Source organism: Nocardiopsis sp. NPDC006139, assembly GCF_040614155.1.
GTDB classification, from domain to species: domain Bacteria; phylum Actinomycetota; class Actinomycetes; order Streptosporangiales; family Streptosporangiaceae; genus Nocardiopsis; species Nocardiopsis changdeensis.
In genome coordinates, this window is sequence record NZ_JBEXTT010000005.1 from 113,135 (window position 1) to 125,330 (window position 12,196).

Genomic DNA, 12,196 nt, shown 5'->3' on the forward strand with positions numbered 1-12,196 from the left:
CGGGGCCGCCCGTCGTTGGTCAGGTCGGGGTCGGAAGCCAGGCGTCCGTGCGGCGGTGCCGGCCGAGCCCGGCGGCGTCGAACTCGTCGAAGTGGTCGCCCCTGGCGACGCCGAGCCTCCGGAGCGCCTGGGAGATCGGGCTGCCGGCCGGTGGGGCGGGTTCGCCCTCGGCGGTGTGCAGGGGGCCGAGGACCACCTCGCCGCGGTCCCACACCTGCGCGGACTGCGTTCCGGTCCCGCCGAAGAAGTCCGCCTCGACGTAGGCCACCGGGCCGTGCGCCGAGCACGCCGCCGACCTGTCGCCGAGCCCGGCGGGAGCCTTCCAGAACCCGTCGAGGCCCGGGGCCCCGGCGACGGTGAGCGCCTCGAACAGCGCGTCGGTCATCGGCAGCAGCGACAGGCCCTGGCCGAGGGGCACGATGTGCGCCTGCCGGACGGGGGCGGCCAGCTCACGGAGCACCGCTCGGTCGGCGATGACTGCTTCCAGGCAATACACGCCTCCATTGTCGTCCGGCCCAGAGAGGCGGGGGAGGGCGGGGCACCCGTTCGGGGTCAGGGGGTGGAGCGGTGGGGCCAGTGGAGGCGGGCGCCGCCGTGGGCGGCGGGGGTGGCGCCGACCGGGCGCAGGTCCGGGACGCGGTCCAGGTGGCGGGTGGCGGGGGAGAGGTGGGAGCCGACCACCAGCGTGTGCGCGCCCGAGGCCAGGCCGGCGAGGATGCCCGCCTCCGCGTCCTCCAGCACCAGGCAGCGGTCCGGGGCGACGCCCAGGCGCGCGGCCGCGGCCACGTAGCCGGACGGGTCGGGCTTGCCCGCGGCCACGTCCTCGGCGGCCACGAGCACCTCGGGCACGGGGAGGCCCGCGGCGAGCAGGCGCGCCTCGGCCAGCGGCCGGGAGGCGGAGGTCACGACGGCCGTGCGGGCGCCGCGCAGCAGTTCCAGCAGGCGGCGCGCCCCGGGGATCTCGGTGATGCCGTCGGTGCGCGTGGTCTCCTCCCGCTCGATCTCCTCGGCCACCGCGTCCACGTCGTGCCCCGGCGGCAGGAAGCGGAGCAGCGTGTCCTTGGTCTGGCGGCCGTGCGAGTACGCGAGCACGTCGGCGAGCACGACGCCGTGGCGGGCGGCGAAGCGGGCCCACACGTCCTCCACCACCGCGGTGGAGTCCACGAGGGTGCCGTCCATGTCGAACAGCACCGCCTCGACCTCGACCGTGGTGCGGCCGGCCTGGTCCGTGCTCATCGGGCCTCCTCGCGGTAGTTTTACTCGGAGCCCGAGTATATTTCCCGAGCGGAAGGACCACCAGTCGTGACCGGAGACCGGATGTCCCGTTCGGCGCGCCTGCGGTGGTCCACCGCCTCGGAGCTGCTCCGGCTGGTGTACGCCGAACCCGGGATCACCCGCACCGCGGCCTGCGAGCGGCTGGCCCTGGCCAGCGGCGCGGCCGCCGAGCTGATCGAACGGCTGCGCGCCGCCCGCCTGCTGGCCGAGCACCGCGCCGGGCGGGGCGGGCCCGGCCGCCCGACCACTGTGTTGGGCGCCCACCCGCGGGGTCCGCTCGCGGCCGTCGTGGACCTGCGCGCCGCCGGGTGGCGGGTGCTCCTGGGCGACCTCGCCGGCACCGTGACCGAGGCCGCCGCGGGCACCTACGGCGACCGGGAGCCCGCGGACTTCCTTCCGGAGGTCGCCGGGGCGGTGGGCGCCGCGGCGCGCCGCGAGCACGGCCGGGTCGGGGCGGTCGTCGCCGCGGTCGCGGGCGCCGTGAGCGGGACCCGGCTGCTGCAGTTCTCCACCCGCGGCTGGCACGAGGCCGACCTGGGCGTCCTGGCGGGCGGCACCGGCGTACCGCTGCTGGTGGGCAACGACGCGACGCTCGGCGGCATCGCGGAGGCGCGCGGGGGCGCCGCCCGCGGCGCGCGCGCCGCGCTGCACCTCCTGGTCGCGGTCGGCGTCGGGGGCGCGCTGCTGGTGGACGGCCGTCCGGTGACGGGGGCGCGCGGAGCGGGCGGCGAGTACGGGCACCTGCCGCTGGGCGATCCCGACCTGGCCTGCCCCTGCGGGGCCCGGGGCTGCTGGGACCTCATGGTCGACGGCCGCGCCCTGGCCCGCCACCGGGGCGATCCGGCCCCCGGGGACCCGTTCGCCTACGGGCGGGAGGTACTGGAGGCCGTCCGCTCGGGGAGGGCGCCGGACCGGGACCGGCGGGCGGTCGAGCGCACCGCGCGGGCGCTCGGGGCGGGGATCGCGGGCCTGGTCAACCTGCACGACCCCGACGCGGTCACCCTCGCGGGCCTGGCGCCCGGCCTGCGGGCCGCGGCCCCGGACGCCTTCGCCGACGCCTACCGCGGCGGCCTCATGGCGCTCCACCGCGCCGACCCGCCGCCCGTGGCCGACGCGGTCCACGGCTCCGACGGTCCGGTCCGGGGCGCCCTCGCCCTGGGCTTCGACGAGATCACCGGACCGGCGGCGCTGGCCCGTTGGAGCGCGCACAGGACCCCTTGAGCGCCCCTTCGGTGCGGTGCGGGATGAAGCGCGGATCATCGCCTTTGGCGGTGGCGGTGGCGCCGGCGCCGCTGTCGGCGGTCGCCTTCCGCCTGCCGGCCGGCTGCGCAACGGGCTGGACCCGCGGTTCACGCTGCCCCGGATGTCCGACCTCAGGGGTGTCCAGAGCCGGGGAGAGCCCGACGGACCGGCTCGGCGTCCGCCGGTCCGGCCGCGTCCCCGGCCGGACGCGACGGGGACCGACCGTCCGCGCTCCGGTGCCCCGCACCACCGCCCGGTGGTGCGGGGCACCGTGCCCCCCCGGCTCAGGCCGCCGCCGCGAGCACGCGTTCGGCGGTGCGGTCCGCCGCCGTGGCCTCCTCCTCCGCGACCGCCCCGGCCAGCTCCCGGGCCCGGCCGGAGCACGCCGCGGCCCCGTCGATCGCGGCGGCCAGCCGTTCCGGGGTGAGCCTCCCGGTCAGGGGGGCGGGACCCGCCCCGATCCGGTGGACCCGGTCGCCCCAGAACCACTGGTCCCCGGCGAACGGCCGCACGGCCTGGGGGACCCCGGCGCGCATCGCCGCGGCGACGGTCCCCGCCCCGCCGTGGTGCACCGCCGCCGCCACGTGCGGCAGCAGCAGGTCGTGCGGGACCTCGTCCACCACCAGGACGTTGTCGGAGGGCGCGGAACCGGGGGAGAGGGCGCCCCAGCCGGAGGCCAGCACCGCGCGGCGCCCGCTGAGCCGCACCCCCTCGACGACCGTGCGGGTCAGCCCGGTCGGGTCCCGGTGCACCGTGCTCCCGAAGCCGACGTACACCGGCGGCTCCCCCTCCTCCAGGAAGCGCGCCAGCGCCCCGGGCAGGGTGCGGCCCCGCTCGGGCGGCAGGTGCAGGGCGCCCAGGGGAGCGGCGGAGGGCGGCCAGTCGGCCGGCGCCGGCAGCAGGTGGCGGCTCCAGGCGTGCACGGCCCCGCCCGCGGCGATGCGCTCCGGCAGGTCCGGGCCCGGGCCCAGGTCCAGCCTCTCCGCGCGCCAGCGGCGCAGCATCCGCCGGTAGGGCGCCTCCACCGCCGAGGCCAGCCGCCAGCTCGGCCGGTTGAGCGCGGCGGGCGGGCGGAAGGGCAGCAGCGGGGAGGCGAACCCTCGGGTCGGCGTGTACAGCGGGATCGCCAGGAGCGGGACCGCGGGCACCCCCAGCCGGTCCGCGAGGTCGGCCGCCCCCAGCGCCTTGGGCGCGAAGACGACGGCGTCGCACGCCGTCCCGGCCAGCCCGGCCACGCTGTCCAGCCAGGCCCGCAGAGCGGGGGCGACCCGGCGCGCCGAGGTGAGCGCGGCCATCGTCCCGCGGCCGGCGAGCTCGTCCTGGAGCGCGAGCGTCCCCTCGTCCAGGGCGGCGAAGTCCACCCCGTGCCGGGAGACGAGCGTGGAGAACCGGCCGGGCGCCGCGAGCACGGCGTCGTGGCCCCGCCGCCGCAGGGCGAGGGCCAGGGCCGCGAACGGCTGGACGTCGCCCCTGCTCCCGGTGGTGACGAGCAGCGCCCTCATTCTCCGCGCCCCTTCCTGACCCGGTCCCATTCGTCCAGCAGGTCTGGGAACCGGTCGGCCATGAACCCGTACATGTCCCGCATCAGCTCCAGCCGCTCGCGGCGCCGGGGATCGTCCCCCACCGCGGCCAGCCCGCGTTCGGCCAGGGCCCGGAAGCGGTCGAACTCGGCCATCTTCGCCCGGAACGCGCGCTGGAAGACGTCCTCGGCGAGCCGGTACCGGTCCCGCCGCTCCCCGGGTCGCCGGAACCGCTCCACCAGGCCCGCCTGCTCCAGCCTGCGCAGGGAGACGCTCATGCTGCTCTTGGCCACGCCCAGCGCCTCGCACAGGGCGGGGGCGTCGGCGTCGTCCTCGGGGGCGCTCAGCAGCCGGCCCATGACGCGGCCCTCGGTCCGGCTCAGCCCCAGGCGCTCGTAGAACAGCCCGGCCTCTTCGACGAAGGCCGCCACGGCCTCTTGCTCGCTCATGCCCACCACTTCCATCGCTTTGTTCGGATCATTCCGAACAAACGGGAAATGGTCAAGGCCGCACGGTCCGCCTTCCCGGACTCGGGGATGGAGTGACCGCCACCGGTTCCGGGGAAGCGGGCCGCCTCCCCCGAACCGGGGACGGGGGCCGTGGGCTCAGGCGTTCTCCAGGCGTCGGCGGGCGCGCCGGACCAGCGGCCACCCGGCCGCCGCCGTCCAGGCGATCCCGAGGGGCAGGCACCACCACGGGGTCAGCGGGCCGGCGTCGTAGCCGGGCAGGGCGAGCGCCGCCCAGACCGGGGGCAGGACGGCCGCGGCCAGGTTCCACGGGGAGGGGGCGGCCCAGGCCAGGACGGGGCTCAGGACCAGGACGGCGCCGACGGCCTTGGCGGCGACCAGCGCCTCCACCGTGTTCGCCGCGAACGCCGCCATGAGCGCCACCAGCAGCGGGGCCTGGAGGGACGCCAGCAGCACGGCCGCCACGGGCAGGGGCCCGCCCCCGCCCAGGGACGGGCCGCTCAGGGGCAGCGCCACGGCCAGCCCGGCCAGCGACGCCGCGCCCGCCAGCGCCATCCGGTAGGCCAGGTAGGCGGGGACCGACACCGGGGAGACGCGCAGGACGAGCAGGACCCCGCCGTCGAGCTCCTCGGCCGCCCGCAGCCCCTGGACGAGCCCGAACATCATCGGCACGTGCAGCAGCACCAGCGCCGCGACGAGCGCCGGTGCGTGGGGCCGCAGGTCGAACCCGAAGGCGTCCATCACGAACCCGGACACGGGCGGGAACAGCAGCCGCAGGCCGACCGCCAGCAGGGCCGGGGAGCACAGCAACAGCAGGAGGAGGGGGTCGCGGCCGGTGCCGAACAGGTCGGTGCGGGCGAACCGCACGATCGCCGGCGTCCGACCCCGGCCGACGGCCCGGACCCCGGGGCGGGGCCGGACGCGGACGGGCCGGGTGCGCCCCGGCGGCGCCTCCGCCCCCGGGCGGACCAGGAGGGGGCCGAGCACCGCCCACCCCAGCGCGTACACCACGGCGGCCGGAGGCGGGGAGCCGGCGCCCCCGGCCAGGCCGGAGCGGATGAGCTCTGCGCCCGCCGTGGTGGGGACCGCGTACAGGAGCGGGTGCCCGGACGGCCCGAACACGTGCACCAGCGGGACCAGGACGAGCGGCGCGACCACCGGCGGCAGCACCAGCAGGAAGCGCGGCAGGTCCGGGCTGCGCGCCCCCGCCGCCAGGCACGCCGCGGTCAGCAGCGCGGACGTGAGCGCCACGCCGCCCAGGACGGGCGGGAGCGCCGCGACCAGGTCCGCGGGCCGGTCCCGCAGCGCCGCCACCGCCATGGGCAGGGCGATGAGCAGGGCCAGGGCGGTCAGCGTCGCGATCCGGGCCGCCGCACCCTCCGCGGGCCGCAGCGGGCTCGCCTCCAGGGCCCGCCGCGAGCCCTCGACCCGCTCGAAGAGGAGCAGGAAGGCGCCGAAGAGCGCGCCGAAGCCCGCGGTGTCGAGGAACAGCAGGTGGGCCGCCACCTCGTCGGCCGCCCCGGCGGGCAGGGCGACCAGGGTGAGCGTCCACACCGCGCCCAACGCGGCGGCGACGGCCGCGATCCCGTACCCCGCCTGGAGCCGGGCCTCCAGCGCGGCGGCGGCGAGCAGCCGGTTCACAGCCGCTCCCGGGTGACCTCGGTGAAGACGTCGGCCAGCGACGCCTCCCGCGTGTGCAGGGTCTCCACGGCGCCCTCCCGGAGCAGCCCCAGGAGTTCGGCGTCGTCGGCCAGGGCCCGGGCCGCGACCTCCCGGACGCCGCCCCCGCGCAGCTCGGCGACGATCCCCGGGCGCCCGTGGCGGAGCCTGAACCCGCGCGGGGAGTCGACGGCGGCGATCCGCCCCCGGACCACGAAGGCCACCCGGTCGCACAGCAGGTCGGCGGTGGCCATGTCGTGGGTGGTCAGGAAGACTGCGCACCCCCGGTCGGCGGCCGCCCGGACGACGTCGCGCACCAGGGCGGCGCGCACCGGGTCCTGGCCGGAGGTGGGCTCGTCCAGGAAGAGGACGTCGGGCCGGTTGACCAGGGCCCGGGCCAGGTTGAGGCGCATGCGCATCCCCTTGGACAGCTCCGACAGGCGCAGGTCGGCCGCCCCGGCCAGGTCCACCCGCTCCAGCAGCTCCGCGGGGTCCTCGACCGGGCCCCGGTACAGGGAGGCGAACGCGGCGAGGTTCTCCCGGGCGGTGAGCCGCCCGAACCCGGCCGGGAGCTCGAACCCCACCCCCACCCGCTCGAAGTAGTCCCGCCCCCACTCCTCCAGGCGCCGGCCCAGGACGCCCACATCGCCCCGGTAGCGGCGGAGGAGCCGGGTCAGCACCTTCTGCGCGGTCGACTTGCCCGCGCCGCTGGGCCCCAGGAACCCGAACACCTCGCCGCGGCCGACGGTGAAGTCCATGCCGTCGACCGCCGGGGACGCGGCGCCCGGGTAGCGGACCGAGAGGCCCTCGACGGAGATGACGGGGGCGCTCACGGGCGCGCCCCCTGCTCCGGGGCGGGCAGTCCGCGCAGCGCGTGGAACACCCGGTCGATCACGTCGGGCAGTTCGACCCGCTCGTGGGCCTCGCTCCAGGCGATGACGGCCTCGGCCAGGGCCGACGCGCACGCCGCGGCCACCGCCCGGGTCTCCATGTCGGGCTCCCGCCCCTCGGGGGTCAGCCCGCGCTCGAAGGCGGTGCGGGCCGAGGCGAGGTTCTCGCCGATCCGGGCGCGCAGGCCCGGGATCGACAGCAGGAGTCCGACCCGGCCCAGCAGGGCCTCCCGGTTGTGCTCGTAGACCTGCCCGAGTCCGGCCATGGTGGCCCGGTGGACGCGCTCCACGGGGGGTTCGGCGGCGGGGCGGGCCCGGACCAGCTCCTCCAGCATGGGGTCGTAGTCGTCGTCCAGGACGACGTCCTCCTTGGTCGGGAAGCACCGGAAGAACGTCATGTGCGAGACCCCGGCCTCGCGGGCGATCTGCGCGACCGTGGTCGCCTCGTAGCCCTGCTCGGCGAAGAGCCGCAGGGCCGCCTCCTGGATGGCGGCCCTGTTCCGCCGCCGCGTGTGCGCCCTGCCGTCCATGCCGCCGCCCGTTCCCGCCGCAGAAAGTGTTAGTCACTAACATAATGCGGGTCGGGGCGCCGCGCCACCCCCGGCCGGGCGTCCTTCAGGCGGGCATGTCCCGGCGGTGCAGGGCCCACGCCCCGGCGGCGGCCAGCGCCCCCGCCAGGACGGCCAGCACCAGGGGAGCGGCGCCCGGCGGACCGTAGTAGGGGTTGACGTGGGCGAACGGCGAGGTGAGCAGGAACAGGACCTCCGGCACCGCCCCGGTCTTCACCGCGATCTCGACCAGGATCCCCGTGCCGAGCGCCGCCCACCCCAGCGCCGCGCACAGGCGCGGCAGCGCCCCGTACGCCAGGAAGGCCACCGCCGCCACCACCCACACGGACGGGACCAGCGAGAGGGTGAGCCCGGTGAACCGGACGAGGTCGGCCGCCGACCCCGGACCGCCCAGGAACACCCCGGCCCCGACCGCCGTGCCCAGCACCGCGAGCAGGACCGCGGGGCCCAGGAAGGCCACCGCCAGGTGCGCCAGCGCCCAGCGGACCCGCCCCACCGGTCCCGACAGCAGCAGCTCGGCGGTCCCGGCCGCCTCCTCCCGGCGGAGCCGCAGCACCGCCAGGACCGCCTGGGCGGCGATCGGGAAGACGAGGACGAAGACCACGTACACGAAGAAGGCGTCCCGGGGCGCCACCCCCAGCGCGTCGGCCATCGCGCGCACCCAGGGCGCGCCCGCGTACTCGGCCATGGCGCCCGCCCCCACGACCCCCATCGCCAGGCCGACGCCCGCGACCGCCCCCGCCCACAGGGCCAGGGAGGTCCGCTCCGAGCGCAGCGCCAGGGCCAGGGGGGACCGCAGCGAGCGGGCCGCCCGGGCCGGGCCCCGGCCGCGGGGGAGCAGTCCCTCGCCCGGGTCGCGCCGGTCGGCCAGGGCGAAGGCGGCCGCCGCCAGGGCGGCCGTGCACAGCAGCACGGGCACCAGCGCCCACCAGCGTTCGCCGGCGAAGGGCCGCACGTTCTCCAGCCACCCGGAGGGCACCGCCCAGGTGGCCCACAGGGCCGGTCCGCCCGCCATCGCCCCCAGCCCGCGGACCAGGTGCAGGGCGTAGAAGGCCCCGAACGCCAGCCCCACCGCAGTCCCGGTGCGCGCGGTGAACTGGGCGGCGACGGCGGCCAGGCCCGCGCCCACCCACGCCGCCGCGCCGACGACCAGCCCGAAGGCCGCCGATCCCGCGGCGGGCGCGCCGGTCGCGACCAGGCCCGCGGCGACGGCGGCCGCGATCGCCGCCCCCGCGCCCAGGGCCACGGCCAGGGCCGCCGCCAGGTCCGCGTGCCGCCCCAGCGGGAGCCCGGCGAGCAGCTCGCGCCGCCCGGAGCCCTCCTCCCCGCGGGTGGCCCGCACGACCAGCAGCACGGCGCCCAGAGCGGCGCACATCGTCCCGGCGCCGAACGCCTGCTGGACGGCGAGCGCCTCGGCGGAGTCGTCGAACGCCCGGCTCTGGAAGAGCACGAACATGGGGATCTGCCGGAGCTGCTCCCAGCGCGCCGCGCGGTCGGCGGCGGTCGGGTAGGTGGTCCCGGCCGCGGCCACGCCGCCCAGGGCGATGCCGACGGTGCACAGGGACCACACGGCGAGCAGGACGCGCTCCCGGCGCAGGACCGCCCGGGCCAGCGGGGCGGCCCCGGCCGCCGTCCCCCCGGCGGGGCGGGCGCCGACGGCGGTCATCGCGCCCCCTCGGCGGCCGTGTCGTAGTGGCGCAGGAACAGCTCCTCCAGGGTGGGCGGATGCGCGCCGAGGTCGCGCACCCCCAGTTCCCCCAGGCGCGCGCACAGCCCGGCCAGCGCCGCCGGGTCGGCGTGCAGCCGCAGCCGGTCGCCCTCGACCTCCAGATCGTGGACGCCGGGCAGGGCGGCCAGTCCGTCCGGGGGAGCGGACAGGACGGCGGTGACGGTGATCCGGGACAGGTGGCGCAGGTCGTCGAGGGTGCCGCTCTCCACGGTGCGGCCCGCGCGCACGATGGAGACCCGGTCACAGAGGGCCTCCACCTCGGACAGGATGTGGCTGGACAGCAGGACGGTGCGGCCCCGGTCGCGCTCCTCGGCGACGGTCCGGCGGAACACCTCCTCCATGAGCGGGTCCAGCCCGGAGGTGGGCTCGTCCAGGACGAGCAGCTCGGTGTCGGCGGCCAGCGCGGCCACCAGGGCGACCTTCTGCCGGTTGCCCTTGGAGTAGGCGCGGCCCCGGACGCGGGTGTCCAGCGCGAAGCGGTCCACGAGTTCGGCGAGCCGCCGTCCGTCGGTGCCGCCGCGCATGCGCCCGAGCAGGTCGAGGGTCTCCCCGCCGGACAGGCCGGGCCACAGGGCGACGTCGCCGGGGACGTAGGCCAGCCGCCGGTGCAGGGCGGCGGCGTCGTGCCAGGGGTCGCCGCCGAGCACGGACGCGGTCCCGGCGTCGGCGCGGGTGAGCCCGAGCAGGATGCGCAGGGCGGTGCTCTTGCCCGCGCCGTTGGGGCCGAGCAGGCCGTGGACCTCCCCGGTGCGAACGGTCAGGTCCAGGCCGTCCAGCGCGGTGGTGCGGCCGAAGCGCTTGGCGAGCCCGCTGACGCGGATCGCCTCGGTGGTCGTCATGGCTCTTCCTCCCGGGGGGTGGGGGGTGCGTCGCCGGTGAGGGCATCGGAGATCGGCCGGCCCTGCTCGCCGGACAGGAACGCGACCGTGGTCGTGTACACCCCGACCATGGCCGCGGCCAGCCGCGGGGTGTGGGCGGGGTCGAGCGGGTCGACGCCCATCCTGCGGCGCAGGTGGGTGTGCAGGGTGAGGGTGGACAGCTGCATGGCGCCCATGACCGCGGCGGCGTCCCGGGTGGCCTCGGCGCCGGGTGGAAAGCGTTCGGGGTCCTGTTCGGTGAGGAAGCGCTCGGCGAGCGCCGCCCCGGTGTCGAAGAGCTCGGCGGCCGCGGGGGAGTCCTCCACCAGGGCGCGGGCCAGGTAGCGGGTGCTCGCCCCGCTCGCGCGGTGCATCGAGTCCATGAACCCCGGGGCCCCGGTGTCCTCCTCCAGGGCGCGCCGGGCCTGCTCCAGCAGGGTGCCGACGGCGTACTCGTCGCAGGCCCGCCGCAGGCCGTCCTTGGAGCCGAAGTGGTGGCGGATGAGCCCGGTGGAGACGCCCGCGGCGGCGGCGATGAGCTGCACGGTGGCGCCCTTGGTCCCGCGTTCGGCGAAGACCTCCAGTGCGGCGTCGCGTATGCGCGCCCGGCCGGTGAGGTCCTCCGCGGGTCGTTCCGTGTCCATGCCCCGATGCTACACGTTCGTGTAGTCGACTACACGAACGTGTAGCGCTAAGAGAGCGCTAAATCCGTTGAAAACAAAAATTCAATCTGTTCATATGTTTCTAAGGGGTCCGAGGGACCCCGCAACGAAAGGCACCCTCCATGGAACAGCTCCACGACTTCCTCGCCTGGGCCTGGCCGCGCCACCTCAACCCGCTGAGCTGGTACATCCGGCCGCTCTTCTTCCTGCCCATCGCCTACTTCTGCTGGACCAGGCGCCCGGCGGCCCTGCCCCTGACCATCGCCGCCCTGCTGACGAGCTTCTTCTGGTTCCCCGAACCCGAGGAGATCGACCCGGCCATGGCCGGGGTCCTGGAGATGGAGGAGCGGCTGTTCGCCGACCCCACCTGGGTCACCTGGGTCAGCCTCGCGATGATCCCGGTGCTGCTCGGCTCCCTGTGCGCCGCCTTCTGGTACCGCTCCCTGGGCTGGGGACTGGTCGTCATCAACGGCGGACTCGCGCTCAAGATCGGTTGGACCGTCGCCAACTCGGGCACCGACGGCCTGGCCACCCTGCTCCCCTTGGGATCGGGCATGGTGATCATGACCGCCGCCGTCGTCTGGACCGCCCGCCGCCGCGGCCTGCCCCTGTCCCTCACGGGCGGGCGCCCGGGCGGGCACGGGAGCGGCCCGCGAGCCGAGACGGCCGCCCGATGACCGGGCGCACCACCCTGGAGGAGAGGACACACATGCCACCGGCGTTCACCGGGCAGGAGAAGGCCCGCATCACCGGACTGCTGATGGAGGCGGGGGCCGACCTGTTCACCGCGCGCGGCCTGCGCAAGACCTCCCTGGAGGACCTGGTCGCACCCGCCGGCATCGCCAAGAGCAGCTTCTACGCGTTCTTCCGCTCCAAGGAGGACCTCTACCTGGAGCTGATGCTGGCCCGGATGGCCGACGTCAAACGGCGGGTCGTCGACGAGGCCCTGGAGTCCACCGACGACACCGAGGAGGCGCTGCGCCGCTTCCTGCGCGCCACCCTGGAGGTCCTGGACACCGACCCCCTGTACCGGCGGCTCGTGACCCACCCCGAGGAGATGGACGCGGTCCTGCGCAGGGCCGACCCCGAGCGGCTGACCGCCTCCCCCGACAACCCGGCCAACGGGCTGGCCGCCTTCGTCACCGCCGCGCTGGAGCGCGGGGACCTGGTGCCCGCCACCCCGGCCGCCGTGGTCGGGGTCCTGCAGACCGTCATGCTCGTGCCCGTGAACGCCGGCCGGCTGGCCGACCCCGCGGCCTACGACCAGACCGTCGACCTGCTCGTCGACGTCATCGCGCGCGGCCTCACCGCGCGGAAGGAGTGAAC

General features: G+C 77.0%; 13 protein-coding genes. 3 read left to right on the forward strand and 10 right to left on the reverse strand.

What is annotated here, in order from left to right; genetic code table 11:
• Positions 1-19: 19 nt before the first annotated feature.
• Together ABZ249_RS08305 and ABZ249_RS08310 are read right to left on the reverse strand one after the other, a co-directional pair.
• Positions 20-496: a hypothetical protein gene (locus ABZ249_RS08305; protein ID WP_355259046.1), complete on the reverse strand. Its 477-nt coding sequence runs from the start codon at positions 494-496 to the stop codon at positions 20-22.
• A 56-nt stretch (positions 497-552) separates the two neighbouring features.
• Complete coding sequence (locus tag ABZ249_RS08310) at positions 553-1,236, reverse strand: HAD-IA family hydrolase (protein WP_355259049.1); 684 nt, start codon at positions 1,234-1,236, stop codon at positions 553-555.
• Between the two features lie 66 nt (positions 1,237-1,302).
• On the opposite strand from ABZ249_RS08310, the gene ABZ249_RS08315 reads away from it, so the two are divergent.
• Complete coding sequence (locus ABZ249_RS08315; protein WP_355259052.1) at positions 1,303-2,496, forward strand: ROK family protein; 1,194 nt, start codon at positions 1,303-1,305, stop codon at positions 2,494-2,496.
• Between the two features lie 305 nt (positions 2,497-2,801).
• On the opposite strand, the gene ABZ249_RS08320 is transcribed toward ABZ249_RS08315, so the two are convergent.
• The 8 genes from ABZ249_RS08320 to ABZ249_RS08355 form a co-directional block, all read right to left on the reverse strand.
• Entirely contained in the window at positions 2,802-4,019 is a 1,218-nt protein-coding gene (locus ABZ249_RS08320; RefSeq protein ID WP_355259055.1) for a glycosyltransferase, read from the reverse strand.
• Positions 4,016-4,486 carry a MarR family transcriptional regulator gene (locus ABZ249_RS08325; protein ID WP_355259058.1) on the reverse strand — a complete coding sequence of 157 codons (471 nt, stop codon included), beginning with the start codon at positions 4,484-4,486 and terminating at the stop codon, positions 4,016-4,018. The genes ABZ249_RS08320 and ABZ249_RS08325 overlap by 4 nt, the downstream gene beginning before the upstream one ends.
• Positions 4,487-4,642: 156 nt before the next feature.
• Complete coding sequence (locus ABZ249_RS08330) at positions 4,643-6,145, reverse strand: hypothetical protein (RefSeq protein ID WP_355259061.1); 1,503 nt, start codon at positions 6,143-6,145, stop codon at positions 4,643-4,645.
• Positions 6,142-6,996 (reverse strand): ABC transporter ATP-binding protein, encoded by an 855-nt coding sequence (locus ABZ249_RS08335; RefSeq protein WP_355259064.1) that lies wholly within the window; start codon positions 6,994-6,996, stop codon positions 6,142-6,144. Before ABZ249_RS08335 ends, ABZ249_RS08330 begins: the two co-directional genes overlap by 4 nt.
• Positions 6,993-7,583, reverse strand: a complete 591-nt coding sequence (locus ABZ249_RS08340) for a helix-turn-helix domain-containing protein (protein WP_355259067.1) — start codon at positions 7,581-7,583, stop codon at positions 6,993-6,995. The genes ABZ249_RS08335 and ABZ249_RS08340 overlap by 4 nt, the downstream gene beginning before the upstream one ends.
• Positions 7,584-7,668: 85 nt before the next feature.
• On the reverse strand, positions 7,669-9,288 hold the full coding sequence (locus ABZ249_RS08345) for an antibiotic ABC transporter (RefSeq protein ID WP_355259070.1): 1,620 nt from the start codon (positions 9,286-9,288) through the stop codon (positions 7,669-7,671).
• Entirely contained in the window at positions 9,285-10,190 is a 906-nt protein-coding gene (locus tag ABZ249_RS08350; RefSeq protein WP_220561707.1) for an ABC transporter ATP-binding protein, read from the reverse strand. Before ABZ249_RS08350 ends, ABZ249_RS08345 begins: the two co-directional genes overlap by 4 nt.
• Positions 10,187-10,852, reverse strand: coding sequence for a helix-turn-helix domain-containing protein (locus tag ABZ249_RS08355; protein ID WP_355259073.1), 666 nt, complete (start codon positions 10,850-10,852; stop codon positions 10,187-10,189). Before ABZ249_RS08355 ends, ABZ249_RS08350 begins: the two co-directional genes overlap by 4 nt.
• A gap of 140 nt (positions 10,853-10,992) precedes the next feature.
• Here ABZ249_RS08355 and ABZ249_RS08360 point away from each other — a divergent pair, with 140 nt between their 5' ends.
• Both ABZ249_RS08360 and ABZ249_RS08365 read left to right on the forward strand, forming a co-directional pair.
• On the forward strand, positions 10,993-11,547 hold the full coding sequence (locus tag ABZ249_RS08360; protein WP_355259076.1) for a hypothetical protein: 555 nt from the start codon (positions 10,993-10,995) through the stop codon (positions 11,545-11,547).
• Between the two features lie 32 nt (positions 11,548-11,579).
• Positions 11,580-12,194 carry a TetR/AcrR family transcriptional regulator gene (locus ABZ249_RS08365; protein WP_220561704.1) on the forward strand — a complete coding sequence of 205 codons (615 nt, stop codon included), beginning with the start codon at positions 11,580-11,582 and terminating at the stop codon, positions 12,192-12,194.
• Positions 12,195-12,196: the final 2 nt, after the last annotated feature.